The organism is Actinomycetota bacterium, assembly GCA_014360645.1.
GTDB lineage: Bacteria > Actinomycetota > Geothermincolia > Geothermincolales > RBG-13-55-18 > Solincola_B.
In genome coordinates this window covers 16,563-36,063 of record JACIXD010000004.1, presented here as the reverse complement: position 1 = coordinate 36,063, position 19,501 = coordinate 16,563, and the positions used below count along the sequence as shown (strand labels likewise).

The window sequence follows — 19,501 nt, the reverse complement described above, 5'->3', positions numbered from 1 at the left end:
GGCCATTATAGCAAAAGAGGTGCCCCGAAAGCGGGGCACCTCTTTTCTGTCTTCTCGTTCGCGCGTCCCTTTCCTTTATCCTTGAGCGAGCAGCTCACAGCACCTTGGGCACGCCGATGGAGTCATGCCCGCCCTGCTTGCCCTCGTAGGTGAAGTATACGGCGCGCTCCGCCACCACATTGAGGTCGTTGCCGTACTGGTCGGTGGCCTTGACCAGGGTTGATACCTGGGCATCTTGCAGGCCGGGGAGCTCGTCCAGGTGCACAGACATCCTCTTGCCTCCCGGCAGGTCGAAGGTGTAATCGGGAGCCGTGCCCTCCACCAGCTGGAAGGAGAGGGTGACCCTGGCCGTCACCAGCCCGGGGTTCTGTACCAGCACCCAGGTGTCGAAGTCGCCGCCGGTGTAGCCCTCCGCGAGGTACCAGACGGGGCCGGGCTTATTGGTGCCGATGGAGTCATGCCCGCCCTGCTTGCCCTCGTAGGTGAAGTAGACGGCGCGCTCCGCCACCACGGGGACGGTGGAGCTCACCTTGGTGGACACCTGGGCGTCCGCCAGGCCGGGGAGCTCGTCAAGGTGCACCGACTTGCGCATCCCGCCCTCGAGGTCGAAGGAGTAGGCGGGCGCGGAGCCCTCCACGAGCTGGAACTCCATGGTCACCCTGGCCTTCTCCGGGCCCGGGTTCTGCACCAGCACCCAGGTGTCGAAGTCGCCGCCGGTGTAGCCCTCCGCCAGGTACCAGGTGTCGGAGGTGGCGCTGACGCCGATGGAATCGTGCCCGCCCTTCTTGCCGTTATAGTCGAAGTAGACGGCGCGCTCCGCCACCACCGGCACGTTCGAGCTCACCTTGGTGCTCACCTCGGCGTCCGCCAGGCCGGGGAGCTCGTCCAGGTGCACCGACTTGCGCATGCCCGCGGGCAGCTCGAAGGTGTGATCGGGCGCCGTTCCCTTGACCAGCTGGAAGGAGAGGGTGACGGTGGCCTTCTCCGTGCCCGGGTTCTGCACCAGCACCCAAGTGTCGAACTCGCCCCCGGTGTAGCCCTCGGCGAGGAACCAGTCTCTTGAGGGGGTGAGGGCGCCGATGGAGTCGTGCCCGCCTTGTTTGCCATCATAGGTGAAATAGACGGCACGCTCCGCCACCACCCAGTTGCCGGCGGTGGAGGTCACCTTGGTGCTCACCTCGGCGTCCGCCAGGCCGGGCAGCTCGTCCAGGTGCACCGACTTGCGGGTGCCTGCCGGCAGGCCGAAGGAATAGGGGGGAGCGGTGCCGGCGACCAGCTGGAAGGTCATGGTTATCTTGGCGTCCGCCGGGCCCGGGTTCTGCACCAGCACCCAGGTGTCGAAGTCGCCGCCGGTGTAGCCCTCGGCCAGGTACCAGGAGAAGGTCTGGAATTCGTAGACCACGGCGTCACCGTCGGCGTCGTACCAGGTGACGTTGTAGACGTCCGTGCCGGTGGCCGTATAGTCGTCTCCCAGGTCCACGGAGAAGACCCCCGAGGAGTTGCTGGTGGTCTCGTAGACCACCGGGGTGCCGTGGATGTCCATGGTCACGCGCACCGCCGCATTGGGGGGGCAAGTGCCCTCCACCCGGTTGGTTCCGGGGTCGCAGGTGGCGGTGACGTCGCGCACGATGACCTCGCGCGCCCCGCCCATGTTGCAGGTCACCTTGGTGCCGTCCTTGATATCGGAGTTCTGGAACCAGGCCTCGAAGAAGCCGTCACCTCCGGCGGTGGTGTTCTGGGTCGCCGACCCCGCCTTCACCGCGAGGGCGGAGCCGGGGATGTAATACCCCATGACATCGTCGTACTGGGGATAGACCACCAGGCCTGCTCCCGAGCCGGCGGCCGCGTTCATCACCACGTGGCCGTTGGGGTTGACGGAGAAGACGTAGGCGGCGTCTCCCCTCCGCAGATCGAGGAGACCCGCGAAGTTCGCCGTGTAGCCGCCGCCAGCCGCGGAGGTGGTGCGTACATGCAGCGCGCCGGGGGGCACGTCGTTGTAATAAGTGGATGGCGCGACGATGTAGGCGTCCACGGCGCTGTTCGCAGTTGTGGTCCCCGTCACGCGGTTGTTGGCGAAATCGATGTTCGCGGTGAGGGTGCAGTTGATGGTGACCGTGCTGCCACCGCCTAGGTCCGTCACCTTCACCTCGTCGCCGGATTTTATGCCTTCACCGATGCCTGACAGGTCCGCCTTGAACCACTTGTCGGCCTCCGTGGCCACGACCTTCTCGCCCTTCATTTCTGCTCCCCGCCACAGCTCCACCTTGACCTCGGGGCCATTGGTCACGAAGCCGCTCACGGTATCGAAGGGGATGGCCACCCGCACCCCCGACTGCACGCCCTCGATGACCGCCGCGGCGTCGAAGTCGTCGCCCACCTCGGGCCAGGCGATATCTCGCTCGGCCAGCCTTTCGTGGGCCTCCGCCGGGGAGGAGGGGAGCCGGTCCAGGGGATCGCTTACGGCTCCCGCTGGGGTTGCCTTCGCGGACCCGATGTCGCTGCCGAAGGCCGAGGTGATGATGGGCACGGCCACCAGGAAGGCGATCACCAGCACGGCGCAGAGGACGTGAATCCCGAAGCTTCTTCTCAGGTTTGTCATTTCGCTCACCTCCTCCGCTACTGCAGGCGTCCCAGGCTGACGATGCTCGTCAGGTGCCAGAGCTCAAAGTCCTTGTGCAGGGTCATGCGCGTGCTCTCGATGCGTCCGCCCACGCCCACCACCTTGCCGTTGAGCACCGTCTCGGTGTCGGACACCCTGTCCACGGTGTCCACGATCATGTAGTCGAGGCGCCCCTCGGCCACCTTGGAGAGGAACTCCTGGAGCTCGTTGATCTCCCGGGCCAGGTCGTCCTCGAACGCCGCGGGCACCACGTAATTGGTTCCCCCGCCAAGGCTGCCTCCGAGCTGGCGGATAGCGGCGATCCGCCATATCCCGCCTGACTTCTTGAGCACCATGGTGCCGTCGTGCTTGGAGCCGTCGGTGGTGGTGACGGTGAAATAGAGGTAGGACGTGTTGGCGTCCCCGCCGGGAGCCACGTCGGTGGCCACCGCGTCCAGGCGCTTTATACGCCCCTCGGCCAGGGCGATGAAGAAGTTCTGGTGGCGCTGGGTCTCGGTGACGTAGCGCTGGTCGGGATCATCGTAGGATGAATCCTCTCCCCCCGGAAGCCCAGCCGCTTCTGCGCCGGCCTCTTTGGAGCCCTCCACCGATACGGCAGCACCATCCTGGGGGCCGCTTTCTGGGGCTTCCGCTCCCACCGCAGAGGACTCGCCCCCCGGGGGCGACCCCCGTTCCTCGCCACGCACCATGTCCGCGACCTTCCACGCGGCAAGGGCGAGGGCGGTGGAGGCGAATACCGCGATCAGCGCGATGACAAGGACTCTTCGCACATTCCTCACCTCTCCCTCTTGTCTCTCTACCCGGAGACCGACACTGATCTTATTTCCGGGTTTCTCGGAAAACATCAAGCCCTACCAACTACACGTGCATGCAGAGTATAGACTTGTCGCTTGTCTTCTCCCGCATGCACTAACGCTCATCATTATATACCCAGATCCCGGAAATGCAAACCATGACAGGAGAAATACCGGTTGAAATAGCTCCTCGAATCGGCCGCCCGTGTTTCTCCGCCGCCTTCCGTTGCCAACACCTGCCATAACGATCTGATCACCCAGCCTCATCGTTTATCGAGGGGTGCCGCCCCGGGCGGAAAAGCATATCCGCCCGGGGCGTTCTGCCTTCTACCGTTCCGTATAGCCGACGGAGCAGTGCCCTCCTTCCTTGCCGTCATACCTGAAGTAGACGGCGCGCTCCGCCACCACCGGCACGTTCGAGCTCACCTTGGTGGACACCTGGGCGTCCGCCAGGTCGGGGAGCTCGTCCAGGTGCACCGACTTGCGCATGCCCGCGGGCAGCTCGAAGGTGTAATCGGAAGCCATGCCCTCCACCAGCTGGAAGGAGAGGGTGACGGTGGCCTTCTCCGGGCCCGGGTTCTGCACCAGCACCCAGGTGTCGAAATCGCCCCCGGTGTAGCCCTCGGCCAGGTACCAGGCGCTGGCGGGCTCGGTGACCCCTATGGAGCAGTGCCCTCCTTCCTTGCCGTCATACCTGAAGTAGACGGCGCGCTCCGCCACCACCGGCACGTTCGAGCTCACCTTGGTGGACACCTGGGCGTCCGCCAGGTCGGGGAGCTCGTCCAGGTGCACCGACTTGCGCATGCCCGCGGGCAGCTCGAAGGTGTAATCGGAAGCCATGCCCTCCACCAGCTGGAAGGAGAGGGTGACGGTGGCCTTCTCCGGGCCCGGGTTCTGCACCAGCACCCAGGTGTCGAAATCGCCCCCGGTGTAGCCCTCGGCCAGGTACCAGGTAGTCCCCTGGGCAGGCTTGTACTCTCCCTCGACCTCGAACCACACGCCGTTGCTGGTCCCTCCCGCGGTCACCACCACCACGTCGCCGCTCACCGCTCCCACGGGCACGGTGCAAACGATAACGGTGTCGCTCCAGGAGACCACGGCCGCGGTCTTGTTCCCGGCGAAGATGACCGAGCTTGCGCTCCGGGAGGCGCCGAAATGCTCTCCGCCGATGATCACCGTGTCGCCAACCTTGCCCTTCGCCGGGTTGATGGAGGTGATGGTCGGCCTGGGGATGGACGGCGGTGGTGTCTGGACGGTGAAGCTGACGCCGTTGCTGGTCCCTCCCGCGGTCACCACCACCACGTCGCCGCTCACCGCTCCCACGGGCACGGTGCAAACGATATCGGTGTCGTTCCAGGAGACCACGGTGGCGTTCTTGTCTCCCGCGAAGGTGACCTTGCTCCCCGCCTGCACGGCGCCGAAGCACGTGCCCCTGATCGTCACCCGCTCGCCCGCCTTGCCGGTTGTAGGGGTGATGGAGGTGATGGACGGAGCGTTCCTGCGCAGCCCGATGTTGAGGTCCGTCACCTCCGGAGGCACCGTCACCTCTTCGCTGGTGGCTCCCTGGTAGGTGTCTTTAGCCACCAGCACCCGGTACTTGCCCGGATGCACATCCCAGCCGTACCTGCCCTCGTCGTCGGTGTACTGGGGGTTGGCCTGTCCGTACTCGTCGGCCGGCCAGTCCCGCCAGGTGCCGCCGAACCAGTACTGCAGGGTGGCTCTGGCCCCCTGCACCTTCTGGCCGGTGCCCAGGTCGTATACGTAGCCGGAGGGATCGATGAGCACCACCTCGAGCACCGCCTGCTGGAAGTCCATGCCGTTATCGTTGTAGAGGATCTTGCCCTGCTGTACGCCTGGAGACCAGGTCCAGCCGGAGACGGTGGCGGTGTACCAGCCGGAGGCGTCCGGACCCGTGACCGGGTAGGAGGTCCCCTTGAACTGGAAGGAGACGGTATCCGGCGCGGAGGAGAACCTCATCCTTACCTGGAACTCCGCCCCCGAGAAGGTGGAGAGATAGATGACGCCGGTTTCGGGGTCCGGGTCGTACCGCGCGCCGTGCAGGTTCGCGAAGTAGTCGGTGAGCACCGCGAGGTCGGCGCCGCCTACCACCACCGTAAGGATCTCCGAGGGGTCGCTGACGACCCCGCCATTGGTGGCCTTGGCCATGAACTCGTAGGTGCCCTCGGAGGGGCAGTCACCGGCGGCGTTCCAGTTGCCGTGCTGGTTCACCTCCGTTTGTTCTACCTGATTCCATTCCGCCTCACCCTGCGGGCGGCGGTATATCCTCACCGTGGAGCCGGCCTCCGCGGTGCCGTGCAAGCCCACCTGGCCCACCAGGGCGGTGACCGGTCCCAGCAGGGTGGGGGGCTGGGGCTTGTGCACGACGGTGAAGCCGCTCTCCAGACGCCCTCCCTGGCCGTTGGGGTTGACCACCACCACGTCCCAGGGCCCGGACGCCTGCTCGATGAGGTTGAGGTCGCAGGTGAGACAGTTGGCGTCAATGAGCTTTACGTCCCGCGCCTCGTTTGCCGCCTGCCCCTCGCGCATGAGCAACACCCGGGGGAGGGTGTATCCCTCCGAGGCGAAGCCCGACCCGAAGATGAACACGTCGTCCAGGGACTGGGTGTCCATGCCGGTGTCCGGGTTGACCCACAGTACCCGGGGCGCCCCCTCCACGCTCAGGACCGCGTCCACACCGACCTTCTTCTCTCCCGGAGAGAGGTTCACCTGCGTGGCCGAGGCCTGGTCGGGCCTGTCGTCGAACCACTCCGCCTTGCACGGTGAGGTGAAGGGCGGCTCGAACTTCACGAGGTAGGTGCCCTCGGCGAGGTTGTAGCGCTCGTACCTGCCCTCGGAGTCGGTGAGCACGCTGTCCACCTCGACCGTGCCGTCCTTGAAGAAGCGCACCAGTACGTCCGGCACGCCGTTGCCCTCTCCATCCGTGACCCGGCCGGAGACGGAGGCGTATTCGCTCAAGTGTCCGTCGATGTGCCCTGTGTTCACGCGCTCGTTGACCATCACCGGCCTGGCATCCAGGAAGGAGTCGGCGCCGTCGTACCACAACGACTTGTAGTTCTGACCCGAGGAGGAATTGAAGATGACCCTGTACTCTCCCGGCACCAGGTTCTCGATGACGTAGGTGCCGTCGCCGCGGGTAACGGCGTAACCGGACCAGTTCCACTCGTCGCTGGCCGGGTAGGCGTGCACGTAGACGTCGCCGACTCCGTCGGGCTGGGCGTCGCTGGTGACGCGACCAGAGATGGAACCGCTGTCGGCGAGCACGGCGTCGATGCCCGTGGTCGCGGAGCCGGCGGTCACGCTCACCGCGTCCGCGAACCGTTGCTCGTACTTATCCTCGTACCACTCGCCCTTATATGGCATGCGGCCGGGGTCGAACCTCACCAGGTACTCTCCCGTGGCGAGGCCGCCGAGGTAATAGGTGCCGTCGGCCTCGGTGTGGCAGGCGCGGGCGTACCTCCCGTCCGGGGTGTAGGCGGTGACCCCCACCCCCTCTATGCCGTCAGGCCTGGAGCCGGAGGTGACGCGCCCGCTGATGGAGCCGCCCGGGTCCATGAAGGCGTTGATGTCCTCGCGGTTCTCGCCCGAGGCCAGATCTATGACCTCCGCGCGCTCGAAATCGGGCTGCCCGTCGAACCATTCCTCGGCGTAGTCCATGCCCGAGATGGGGGAGAAGGCCACCTTGTAGGCGCCGGGATACAGCCGTTCGAAGCTGTAGTAACCTTGCTCGTCGGTGACGCGGCAATCCACCCAACCGCCGGGGTCATCCGCGCGGTAGAGATAGACGTGCAGGCCCTCGACGCCGTCCGGCTGGGAGGCGCTGGTGACGCGCCCGGATATGGAGGCGTAGCGCTGGAGGACGACCTCCCCTAGGGGGGTGTCCTCGCCTGCGGTCACGGATACGGGGTCGGCCTGCTGGAAGTCGGGTTGGTCGTCGTAGAACTCTGTGATGTACCCATGATGATAGAACCATACGCGGTATTCACCCGTAGGCAGGCCTCCCACCCTGAAGTCTCCGTTCTCGTCGGTGGTGGCATCCCCATGGTAGAAATAACCTTCTCCGTATATTGTGACCAGAACGCCCTCCAGGCCGCCCGGAGCATCGTCCCCGCTGACGTGGCCGGAGATGGAGCCCCCGAGCTCGAGTACGGCGTCATCGAGCTCGGTTGGAGTGCCCACGCTCACGGTCACGAGGTCCGCGGCCTCGAAGCCCGGCTTGTCTTTATACCACTCGTCGAGGTATTCACTCGCATACGAATCAGTTGCAAAGAACACCTTGTAGTCGCCCGGCGCGAGGCCCCTGAGGGTGTAGGTGCCTTCCTCATTCGTCAGTGTGCTCGCCATTAAGATATGACTGGTGTCATACAACTCGACCCTCACGTCCTGGAGCCCCCTGGGGTGGATTGATGAGTCGGTGACGCGACCGGTGATGGAGGCCTCGTCAGTGAAGTGGGCGTCTATATCCCGCGTCTCGGCGCCCTCCGTGACGGTTATGGTGGTGGCGGAATCAAAATCGCCCTTGCCGTCGTACCATTTTGAGGTGTGGGAGGCATGGTAGTAGTGCATAAACCTCACCTTATATTCACCCACCGGCACGTCCTGGAACGAATACTCGCCATTATCGTTCGTAAACGTGTCGAAATAGTCATAGGGATTGTCCGCCCAGTAGAGAAACACATTCAGCCCGGAAACGCCATCGGGGTGCTCGTTGCTGGTCACCTTGCCTGAGATGGAGCCGGTTCCGGGCAGGTAGAAGTCGATGCCCGACATCGTCCGGCCCTCGGTGACGGTAACTGGGTCGGCCTCCTCGAGGGTGGACTTGCCGTCGTACCATATATAACGGTAGTAGCAGTAATCTGAGAGGGAAGCGACCTTGTAGGTGCCAGGTTTCACGCGCGCCTCGTAGTAACCGTCGCTCTCGGTATTTGCCTGGGTGATGAAGTTGCCCTCGGGGTCATAGACCTTAGCCATATGGCCGCTCACGCCCCGGGGTCTGGAGGCGCTGGTTACCCGTCCCGTGATGCGGCCCGCGCGCTCGAGAACGGCGTTGACGTTCGCGAGATCCTCGCCCATGGCGACGTCAAGGATATCCGCCTGTTTGCGGCCGGCCCTGTCGTCGTACCACTCGGAGGCATAATCGGTGCCGTTTTCGTTGTTGAAGCCGTCGGCTCTGAAATAGACGCTGTAGCTGCCGCCCTCCACGCGGTCGAAGGAATAGAAGCCAGAGGCGTCGGTCCGCGTCCAGTCGTTCTTGTACCAGAAGCTCTCGCTGTAGAGGTACACCTCCACGCCTTCCAAGCCGTCCGCGTGGCCGGTCCCGGTGACGCGCCCGGAGATGGTGGCGTAGCGCTGCAGCACGGCCTCGTCCAGACGGGTGTCGGAGCCCGCGGTCACGGAGACCGGATCGGCGTCCTTCCACTCCTGACGGTCGTTGTAGAACTCGCCGCGGTAGTTGAGGGCGTCGTCGGACCAGGGGTCGCCTGTGTAGAACTCCACGTAGTAGGTTCCCGTGAGCAGGCCTCCCACGGAATAGGAGCCGTCCGCTTTCGTGAGGGTGCCGCCGACGAACCCGTAGTCGGTGTCCAGCACGCGCACCTGCACGCCCTCGAGCCCGTCGGGTGCGTCGCTTCCCGTGACCCTGCCGGACACCGATCCGCCGGTGGCGAGGTTGGCGTCGATGCCGTTCGCCCCGCCGCCCTTGGGCAAGCTGATCCGCGTGGCGGCGTAGAAGTCCGCGGCGTCGTCGTACCATTCGTCGAGGTAGTTCTGCCCCGAGGCGTGGTTGAATGAGACCCGGTAATCACCCGGGGGCAGTCCGCCGATGCGGTAGGAGCCGTCGGCACCGGTCTCGGTATATGCGACCCAGTAGGTGGGGTCGCCTGCCCGGTAGGCGTGCACGAACACGCCCGCGGCGGGCTGCCCGCCCGAGGTCACAGTCCCGGCTATGAACGACCCCGCTTCCAGGGAGGCGTCTATCCCGGTCACGTCGCCGGCCACGGTCACGCGGTCGGCCTCATAGAAGCTCAGGCGGTCGTCGTAATACTCCCCCGTGTAGTCCTTGCCCTGGCTCTCCCTTATCCAGGTGGGGTCGAAATAGACGGCGTAATCGCCGGGACGGATCCCCTTGACGGTGTAGGATCCGCCGGCGCCCGTGGCCGCGGTGCCCACGAGGTGGAAGTAACCGTCGTGGACATAGACGTCCACGCCCTCAAGGGCGAGGCGTTCATGTCCCGTGACCGTTCCGGAGATGGAGCCGCTTTCCAGGGAGAAGTCTATATGCGGGGTGTCCTTGCCCGCCTCGACCTCGACCGGGTCGGCCTCCTCGATGGCCCCCTTGTCCTCGAACCACTCGAAGGCGTAGGTGCGCCCCTCGTTGGCGTTGGGCCACCAGGGATAGACATAGACGAAGTACTCGCCGCTCGGCAGGTTGTTGATGGTGTAGGTCCCGCTCTCGTCGGTGACGGCGCTGCCCCGGTAATCGCCATTGGCGTCGTAGACGAAGACGTCAACCCTGGAGACGCCCTCGGGCTCGTCGGGACTGGTCACGGTGCCCGAGAGGGAGCCCGTGACGAGGTGAGCGTCGATGTCTGGGGTCTCGCTCTCGATGCGCACCTCCACGGGGTCGGCGGACTCGAAATCGGGTTTGTCGTCGTACCATCGGGAGCCGTAGGCGGGCTTGTAATAGGGAACGAAATAGAGCTTGTAGGAGCCTTCCTCGAGGCCGGTTATGGTGTAGCGGCCTCTGGAGTCCGTCCAACCGCCTCTGCCCGTGTAGTTCTCGTCCAGGTCGTAGGCCAGGACCTCCACCCCGTACAGGCCGTCGGGGTCCAGCTCGCCGGTGACCCTTCCGGAGATGCAGCCGTTCCTCTCCAGCACCACGCTGATGCCGGTCAGGTTCTCCCCCTCGCCCACGGCGATGACGTCCGCCGTTTCGAAGGAGCGCTTGTCTTCGTACCACTCCCGGGCATAGTCGGGGTACCACCATTGCGGCACGAAGAGCACCTTGTATTCCCCCGGGAGGATGCCCTGGAGGCTGTAGGTGCCGTTGTTCCAGTCCGTCCAGGTGGAGTAGATGTAGTTGTCGGGGTCGTTCGCGGAGTAGAGGCGCACCTCGACATATGGCACGCCGTCGGGCTCCGAGGCCGAGGTCACCTGCCCGCTTATCCTGCCGCCCTTCTGGAGGGTTACGTTTGCTTCCGCGGTCTCGCCCAGGGTCACCGTGACCTCGTCCGCGGAGCCGAAGTCCCCCTTCCTGTCGTACCACTGGGGTAGGTATTCGCTTCCCCACGAGGGAGAGATGCGCAGCTTGTAGGTCCCCGCAGGTAGGGCCCGGGTCTCGTAACGCCCCTCGTTGTCCCATCCCGTGCTCGCGCCGGTGATGTAGTTCTGACCCAGGTCGTAGACGTCCACCCAGACGCCATCCACGCCGTCGGGCTCCGAGGCCGAGGTCACCTGCCCGCTTATCCTGCCGCCCTTCTGGAGAGTTACGTTTGCTTCCGCGGTCTCGCCCAGGGTCACCGTGACCTCGTCCGCGGAGCCGAAGTCCCCCTTCCTGTCGTACCACTGGGGTAGGTATTCGCTTCCCCACGAGGGAGAGATGCGCAGCTTGTAGGTCCCCGCAGGTAGGGCCCGGGTCTCGTAACGCCCCTCGTTGTCCCATCCCGTGCTCGCGCCGGTGATGTAGTTCTGACCCAGGTCGTAGACGTCCACCCAGACGCCATCCACGCCGTCGGGCTCCGAGGCCGAGGTCACCCGCCCGGAGATATTTCCGCCCATCTCCAGTACGGCGTCGATGTCCTCGGTGAGTCCGCCTACCACGGCATCCACGGGCGTAGCCGAGGATCTCTCTCGGGTGTTTTCATAGTATTCCCACAGGTAGAGGCATCCGCTCGGTGGATTGAACCTGATGCGGTACTGGTCGGTGGGGAGCCCACGTATCTCGTAGGTGCCGTCCGCCTGGGTGTAGGCGCGATAGTCAGAATAATCGTCCCAGTAATCGTAGGGGATTGCATATACCTCCACGTTCTCTAAGAACTCATCTGCGGCGTTGGTCACCCTTCCGCTTATCCTGCCGCCCTCCTGGAGGGTTACGTTTGCTTCCGCGGTCTCGCCCAGGGTCACCGTGACCTCGTCCGCGGAGCCGAAGTCCCCCTTCCTGTCGTACCACTGGGGTAGGTATTCGCTTCCCCACGAGGGAGAGATGCGCAGCTTGTAGGTCCCCGCAGGTAGGGCCCGGGTCTCGTAACGCCCCTCGTTGTCCCATCCCGTGCTCGCGCCGGTGATGTAGTTCTGATCCAGGTCGTAGACGCCCACCCAGACGTCATCCACACCGTCGGGCTCCGAGGCCGAGGTCACCTGCCCGGAGATCTTTCCGCCCATCTCCAGTACGGTGTCTATGCCCGTGGCGGGGTTTTCGCCGTCCACCCAGAAGTCGTGGGTGTCCTCCTCGCCACGATTCCCCATGAACTGGTCGTCGTAGAAGCGCCCTATGTAGTAGCTGTCCGAGGGGGGCATGAACTCCACGATGTAGTACCCGGGCTCGAGGCCGCTTATCTCGTAGGTGCCGTCGGTGCCGGTGCGGGCGTTCCCGGCGTAGTCCCACCAGCCCCAATCGCCGCTCCAGACATAGGCGACGACCTCCACGTTCTCAAGGGGGCCTCCACCCCCGGTGACGGTGCCGGAGATGGAACCCCCCTGAGCATGTGCAAGCCTCGTCTTCAGGAGCGTTGGGAAAGCGGGGAAGAAACCGCTTATAAGCATCAGCAGCACCCCGATGGCCACCGTCCTGGCCTTCCAACCCAATGCCCTGTTATCACGCTTCATCGCTTCACACCCCCGAAAATATTGTTCGCCTGCCGTACCTATACCCTGTCGTGCCTGTCTCTTGATGGATGATCTCTCGGCCCGGGCTTCACTGCCCTGGCCGGGTATTCCTTTAAAAGCTTATAAAAAGAGAACAGGAGCATTTACCATGAATTCCCTTCTTCGTGCGGCGGAACGCCATCGCCACCCCGAGATCCGTCTCTGCTTCACGCCTTCATATCCTTCTCCCGCTGGAAATGCGCGTGCAGGATGAGAAACATGGCAGACCCCGTGATTTCCGCTCTTCTCCACCTGCCCTTCTCCACCCGTGATCCCGCGCAAGGTTACGCGCGCGAGGATCGAAACCGGTTATGCCCTTACTGCCCTATGCTTGTACTGCCGTGTTTCACGTTTTCAAGGAGCCCGTTTCTTTGTGCCCCTTGTGCCGCCGGGGAAGTCGCGGTCCCTGCTTGCTTCCGTGTGCCTGTGCCCCTGTCGCGGTATCACAAAATCCTGTAGGCCCTGCCGATGATCACCGGCCCCTCCTTGCTCTTGGAGACCAGGGCGTTTATCTCCGCCCTGGCCCCGGTGGCCAGGGGCGGCGCGCCTTCCGTGACCCTCAGGCGGACGGAGAGCTCGCTCCCGGGCGTCGCCTTCAGCGTGCCCTGGGGTACGCTGGTAGTGCGGAAATCGGCCACCCTGACCAGAGCCCAGGTCTCCTCGCCCGCCTCCGCCAGGGCGGTTATGTCTCCGGAGATCACCGCCTCTACCGGCTCGCCGATCTCGCCCTCCAGCTGGTTGCGGTGAGCCATGATGCGTCCCAGGACCTGCGCGTTCTCCACCTGGCTGACCGGCTCCTCTTTCTCGGCTGCCTTCTCGCTGCCCGAGCTGCATGAGGCTGCCGCCGCCGAGACAATGAGTATGAGGGCCAAGAAGAAAACGGCCGTGTAGTGAACGTAGTAGGCGCTGTGTCCTCTTGCCCTTCCAGCTCCCCCTGCCGCCATCTCGCCTCCTTGCGCGATACCGGTCCTTTACCTTTTAAGGCTTTCCCGAAACGCCACGACAGGCTCCGCATCACGAAAAGCAACATCTTCCCGCGCATGCGGACTTCACCCGCCGATTGATTTGTGCCCTCGTCCAACAACCCCAAAAAACATTAGCAAATCTTTTCCAGTCGTGTCAACTGACGGTTGTGGTGTGATATATATGCAGCTATGCAATGAGGCGGGGGAGAGACGGCGGAACGCATGGATACGTGGAGATGAAGGGGATTGTCATGGGACCAGGAGGTCTTGTGCCGGATGAGGCGGGCGGGGAAAGCAGATACCACAGCTTTCCCGAGGAGAGCGTGGGGAGGATCCTTTCCACCGACGTGCTCACCGCGAGCCCCGAGGACCGACTGCGGGACGTATTCAGGGCCATCTATACCAGGAGCTGGGATGACATACAGTGCGCCTTCGTGCTGGACGAGGGCGGCAGGCTCCTGGGAGTGGTGGATCTCTCGCGGTTCTCCAAGGCCGAGCTGAGGACCCCCGTCGTGGAGGTGATGGCCCGGCCCGGGGTCACGGTTGATCCCCTCGCCGACCAGGAACGGGTTGTGCTCCTGGCCATCAAGCACGACGTCACCGTGGTGCCGGTGGTGGACGGGCAAGGCGTCTTCCACGGCGCGGTGACCGCGGGTACCATCATCGACGTCATGCACCAGGAGCACCTGGAGGACGCCCTGCTGGCCTCCGGGCTCACGGGCCGTGGATCGCACATCCTCAAGCTGGCGAGGTCCAGGTACCGGGAGGTCATCGCCTCGCGGGCGCCGTGGCTGGTCTTCGGGGCGGTTGTGGGGCTCGCCCTCGGTTTCATCGCCAGCCGCTTCGAGCATACACTGCGGGAGACGGTGGCCCTGGCCTACTTCATCCCCGTGATAACCTACATCGCCGATTCGGTGGGCACCCAGGCGGAGGCCATCACCGTCAGGGCCCTGGCGACCTTCAACATCAGGTCGGGGCCGTACCTCCTGCGGGAGCTGATCGTGGGGATTTGCCTGGGAGCGATCCTCGGCCTGCTGGGAGGCGCCGGCGCGCTGGCAATCAGCGGCTCTCTCGGCATCGCCGCGGTGGTGGCCTCCTCGCTGCTCATCGCCAGCGCCCTGGCCTCGGTGCTGGCGTCCCTCATCCCTATCACCTTCAGGGCTCTGGGCAAGGATCCCGCTCTGGGGAGCGGGCCCCTGGCCACCGCGCTGCAGGACGTGCTCAGCGTGGTCATCTATTTCGTCATCGCCATGCTGTTCCTGTGAAGTGCCGGTTTTGGGGAGACACCCGGGAGTGGAGGATTCTCCGCCCCTCACCGCCGGCGCGGATCGCCTGAAGGCCGGGGAGGGGAGGGAGGCCACCGGATCATCTTTTTCGATCGCTTTCGGATCCGTTATCTTGAGCCCCCATCGCCTGCCTCCGCCCGCCCCACCCTCATCACGAATGCCGACCATCACCGTTCTTATTGCGATCGCTTTCGGATCCGTTATCTTGAGCCCCCATCGCCTGCCTCCGCCCGCCCCACCCTCATCACGAATGCCGACCATCACCGTTCTTATTGCGATCGCTTTCGGATCCGTTATCTTGAGCCCACATCGCCTGCCCCCGCCCGCCCCACCCGCATCACGAATGCCGACCATCACCGTTCTTCTTGCGATCGCTTTCGGATCCGTTATCTTGAGCCCCCATCGCCTGCCCCCGCCCGCCCCACCCTCATCACGAATGCCGACCATCACCGTTCTTCTTGCGATCGCTTTCGGATCCGTTATCTTGAGCCCCCATCGCCTGCATCGCGAGCCCTATACGGTCGTGCTGATGTACAATTGACTTCGGTGCCCGGCCTTTCGGTGGCTGCCGGGACAGGACTTTCTTTGAGTCATGGCGTCGCGGGAACGGGCGGGTTTCCGGGCGAGGGCGAGGTAGATCTTGAGGATGCAGTCGGGGCGGTCGCTGGGGGCGCGGCGGCCAACGGGGAGTCGATGCGTTTGTGGCCTCCGGTGGTCAAGGGTGCGGCCTCCAGAGTCAAGTTTTAAAGATTGAGTTTTAAAATATACGGATGTGAGATGTAGAACGGAAGAAAATATCGCTTGCCACCGGCGTGGTCGGGAGGCAGAGGTGCCGCGTGTGCTCCAAGAGCCTGCGGGAGGAGAAAAGCGGGAGGAGAAAAGCGGGAGGAGGAAAGAAAGATCGGCCGCCGGGGACGCGGTGGAGAAGGGGACGGCAATGCGTATACGGCCTCCAGGGATGAAGGTATATAGGGGTGAGTCAGGAGAGCGGGCCGCCGCGGCGACCGCGAGGATGAGCGGAGGCCGAACCGCGCGTGCCCCGCTCGCCCGCGGGAAAATGGGAGCGGAAAAGGGGATGCGGCGCGCTGTGCGGCATATCCTCGCTCCCCGGCCTGCGACTGGAAGACGCCGCGCCACGGTGCTTGCCTGCCTAGCGGCCGCCTGCCTCCTCGCGGCGCTTTCGGTCTTTCCTCCCTCGGGCACCGCTCTCGCCCGGGCACACACCCGGCAGGTGCTGCGCTCTCAACTGCAGGGCGAGGCGCGGGAATATACCCCCACCACCTGCCGTGACGTCACGGGCACGGACCCGGACCATGCCTGGATCGCCTGCGACGGCGGCTTCGTCTTCCGCACCGTTGACGGAGGCGTCACCTGGCTTCCCTTGGCCACCGGGGTCACCGAGGACCTGCTCGCGGTATCTTCTCCCTCCGGTTTCCCGGAAGTGGCCTGGGTGGCCGGCCGCAGGGGAACGATGATGAGGAGCGTGGACGGCGGCGCATCCTGGGAAAAGATGGATGTAGGCACCGGCCGGGACGTCTTCGACGTCTTCGCCCTGGATGCGGACACCGCATGGGCGATGGCGGAGGGGCCGGCTGTGCTGCGCACCAGGGACGGCGGGTCGTCGTGGGAGCGGTTTGATCCCGGGGTGAAAAGCGCCCTCTATGCCGTGGTGGCCTCGGATGCGGATACTGTATGGGCGGCGGGAGAGAACGGGAGCGTGCTCGTGGGCGAGGATGGAGGATCATCCTGGCGTCTCCTGGCCACCGGTACTGGGGACCATTTGAGGGCCATCTACCTACCAGCCCCGGATACCGTCTGGGCGGCGGGGGAGACCGGCGTCATCGTGAAGACGCAGGACGGGGGCGCGTCCTGGACCACCCAGGAGGCGGGCGTGAAAGCCCCGCTGGCGAGCATCTACGCCGTGGATACGCTCAATGCGTGGGTCACGGGTTCCGGCGGTTTCATACGCCGCACTGCCGACGGCGGTGTGACCTGGACGCCGCAGGAATCGGGCACCCGCAACAACCTCCTCGCCATCTATGCCGCCGATACCGAGAACGCCTGGGCGGTGGGGGAGAGTGCCGCCGTGCTCCGCACCTGCGACGGGGGGACTACCTGGGTTCCCCAGTACGTCGGAGACGGGCGGGGGCTCTACGACGTGTGCGCGGTCTCCACCGACATCGCCTGGGCGGCGGGTGAGGCGGGCGCGGTGCTGCGCACGGACAACGGCGGTTATACCTGGGATCCCGTTTACGCGGGGACCGCCAGGGACCTCTTCGGGATAGAGGCGGCTGATGCGGACAACGCCTGGGTGGTGGGGAAGGACGGCCTGGTGCTGCACACCGGGAACGGTGGCAAGAGCTGGGAGGAACAGACCTCGCGCGCCTCCTACGACCTGCACGACGTCTCCTGCGTCGGAACCGCGGCGGTATGGGCGGTGGGGCGAAGAGGAACGGTCATCCGCAGCGACGACGGGGGGCAGGTCTGGCTACGCAGGGACTGCGCCGAGGCCGGCGACCTGCTCGGCGTATACGCCTCGAGCGCCGACATCGCCTGGGCGGTGGGGCGGGGAGGCGTCATCGTGAAGACCCTGGACGCGGGAGAGTCATGGAGCGTCCAGGAGTCCGGGACCACCGGGGACCTCTTCGCCGTCTCCGGCGAGGGCCCGGACACCGCGTGGGCGGTGGGAGCGGAAGGGACGGTGCTGCGCACCACCGATGGCGGTCGCACCTGGTTCGCGGTGGATTCAGGCACCGCCGCCGACCTCACAGGGGTCGCTGCGACGGGGGAGGATGAGGCCTGGGTCTCGGGCAAAGGGGGTTACCTCGCGCGCACCGACGATGGTGGAAGGACCTGGAAGGCCATGCACACCGGCACCGCCAACGCCCTGCGCGCGGTGGCGGCGCCGCGTCCGGGGACCGCCTGGGCGGTGGGCACCCTGGGTACCCTGCTCCACTTCCGCGACCTTCCGCGCCTGGACGCCATCAGCCCCACCACGGTGGTCTCCGGGGGCACGGTCACCCTCAGCGGGCTGGCCTTCGGGGAGGGCGCGGACAGCGGCGTCCTCTTCGGGAAGGCCAGGGCGGTGCGCTATCTTTCATGGGGGGACAGGAGCATCAAGGTGGAGGTCCCCTCGGAGGCCACCCCCCTGGAGGAGGTGGTGGTGTCCACGCCCGCCGGGACCACGAGGGCGCTCAAGCTGGTGATCATCCCCAGGCTCGACGGCGCCAGTCCCCGCTACTGCAGGGCGGGAAAGCCCCTCACCATATCCGGCGCTTCCTTCGGTCCCAGTCGGGGCGAATCCTACGTGATGGTCGGCGGGGTGAAGGTCACCTCCTTCGATTACTGGACCAACAACCTCATCCTGCTGACGGTCCCGGGAAACGCTCCGGAGAGGGCGGAGGTAAAGGTGGTGACCGCCTCCGGCACCTCCAACCCGCTCACCGTGAGCGTGAGCAAGAGCCCGCCTCCCCTGCCGGTGGCGGTAAAGCCCCATATCGACTTCGTCAGGCCCGGAGAAGCGGTGGCGGGTGGGGAGGTCTCCTTGCACGGGTCGGGTTTTGGTTCGCAGCGCGGCTCCTCTTGGGTGTCCTTCGGGTCGGTGAAGGCCCAGGACTATGTGAGCTGGAGCAACGAGCTCATCGTGGCGCGGGTGCCGCGGGGAGTGGCGGGTAGGGTGAAGGTCTCGGTGGTCACCCCCGTGGCCGCCTCCAACGCGGTATATTTCACCGCCCTGGTCCCGCCGTCGGTGAGTTCCGTGAGCCCGCCCAACGGACCTCCGGGAACCCAGATAGAGATAGCGGGTTCGGGCTTCGGGGCGCGGGAGGGGCCGGAAAACTACGTGTGCTTCGGAGAGACGAAGCCCGCCGTTTACGATTACTGGTCGAATACGCGCATCGTGGTCAGGGTGCCCCCCGGTCTCTCGGGTACGGTGCCGCTCACCGTGCATACGCCGGTGGGGACCTCACCCTCCCTCCCCTTCGTGGTGCGCGACTACGCCCTGAGCGCGGTGGCGGCGGCGGGAGGAGCCGTCTGGGCGGTGGGGGAGGGGGGTACGGTGCTGCGTTCCTCCGACGGCGGCAGGAGCTGGACGCGCCAGGATTCGGGGACCTCGCTGTGGCTGTACGGGGTGGCGGCCGCGGATGCGGCCCGCGCCTGGGCGGTGGGCGAGGGCGGCGTCGTCTTGAGCACCGTGGATGGTGGCAATAAATGGAAACAACATCCCGCGGGGGCCACTGCCACCCTGCGCGCGGTGTCGTGCGCCGGCGCTTCCGTCGCCTGGGCGGTGGGGGACGGGGGGACTGTTCTGCGCACAAGCGACGGCGGCGAGAACTGGACCCGGCAGGCGGCGGGAACGTCTGCCCGCCTCCACGGGGTCTCCGCCGTGGACACCTCCACCGCTTGGGCGGTGGGCGAGGGCGGTGTCATTCTGAGGACCTCTGATGGAGGTGCTTCGTGGACTCTCCAGAACAGCCGCACGGCGGCTTGCCTGTATGCGGTCTGGGCCGTGGACGCCTCCACCGCCTGGGCGGTGGGCGAGGGCGGCACGGTTCTCAAGACGGAGAACGCCGGGATTACCTGGGTATTCCAGGCCCTGGCCGATGGAGTGGACGCCGCAGGAGCGGCGGGCGGCGGACGCGAGGACGCCGAGGCCGGGACGGGAAGCGCCGGTGCTCCGGAAGAGGATTTCAGGACGACGGCGTTCCCGGGGCGCTTCATGGTCTCCTCCGCCCTGCGCGCGGTGTGTGCCGTCAGTGCCATGACCGCCTGGGCGGTGGGAGAGGGCGGCGTGATCCTCAAGACGTCCGACGGCGGGCGCACCTGGACGCGCCTCGGCAGCCCTTCCGCAGATCTCTACGGACTGACACCGCTCGGGGCTTCGGCCTTGGCCGTCGGGCGCAACGGCCCCACCCACCTCTAATCATGGGATCATGGGGTCGTATCTTCGATCTTCAA

The 19,501-nt window shown here is 65.5% G+C and carries 6 protein-coding genes; 2 read left to right on the top strand and 4 right to left on the bottom strand.

Annotated elements, in window-relative coordinates; genetic code table 11:
* Positions 1 to 94: 94 nt before the first annotated feature.
* The 4 genes from H5T74_04360 to H5T74_04345 all read right to left on the bottom strand — a co-directional run bounded on the left by H5T74_04360 (position 95) and on the right by H5T74_04345 (position 13,238).
* Positions 95 to 2,608 carry a hypothetical protein gene (locus H5T74_04360; protein MBC7229611.1) on the bottom strand — a complete coding sequence of 838 codons (2,514 nt, stop codon included), beginning with the start codon at positions 2,606 to 2,608 and terminating at the stop codon, positions 95 to 97.
* Positions 2,609 to 2,616: 8 nt separating this feature from the next.
* On the bottom strand, positions 2,617 to 3,390 hold the full coding sequence (locus H5T74_04355; protein ID MBC7229610.1) for a hypothetical protein: 774 nt from the start codon (positions 3,388 to 3,390) through the stop codon (positions 2,617 to 2,619).
* A 351-nt stretch (positions 3,391 to 3,741) separates the two neighbouring features.
* Positions 3,742 to 12,255 carry a carboxypeptidase regulatory-like domain-containing protein gene (locus tag H5T74_04350; protein ID MBC7229609.1) on the bottom strand — a complete coding sequence of 2,838 codons (8,514 nt, stop codon included), beginning with the start codon at positions 12,253 to 12,255 and terminating at the stop codon, positions 3,742 to 3,744.
* A 482-nt stretch (positions 12,256 to 12,737) separates the two neighbouring features.
* On the bottom strand, positions 12,738 to 13,238 hold the full coding sequence (locus H5T74_04345; GenBank protein MBC7229608.1) for a hypothetical protein: 501 nt from the start codon (positions 13,236 to 13,238) through the stop codon (positions 12,738 to 12,740).
* 290 nt (positions 13,239 to 13,528) lie between these two features.
* Between H5T74_04345 and H5T74_04340 the strand changes: the two genes are divergently transcribed.
* Complete coding sequence (locus H5T74_04340; GenBank protein MBC7229607.1) at positions 13,529 to 14,524, top strand: magnesium transporter; 996 nt, start codon at positions 13,529 to 13,531, stop codon at positions 14,522 to 14,524.
* A 1,096-nt stretch (positions 14,525 to 15,620) separates the two neighbouring features.
* Positions 15,621 to 19,466, top strand: a complete 3,846-nt coding sequence (locus H5T74_04335; protein MBC7229606.1) for an IPT/TIG domain-containing protein — start codon at positions 15,621 to 15,623, stop codon at positions 19,464 to 19,466.
* Positions 19,467 to 19,501 lie beyond the last annotated feature (35 nt).

Bases quoted from the DNA above. Each gene is read 5' to 3' on its own strand.
- H5T74_04350 (MBC7229609.1), bottom strand. From the start codon at position 12,255: ATGAAGCGTGATAACAGGGCATTGGGTTGGAAGGCCAGGACGGTGGCC.
- H5T74_04335 (MBC7229606.1), top strand. From the start codon at position 15,621: ATGCGGCGCGCTGTGCGGCATATCCTCGCTCCCCGGCCTGCGACTGGA.
- H5T74_04345 (MBC7229608.1), bottom strand. From the start codon at position 13,238: ATGGCGGCAGGGGGAGCTGGAAGGGCAAGAGGACACAGCGCCTACTAC.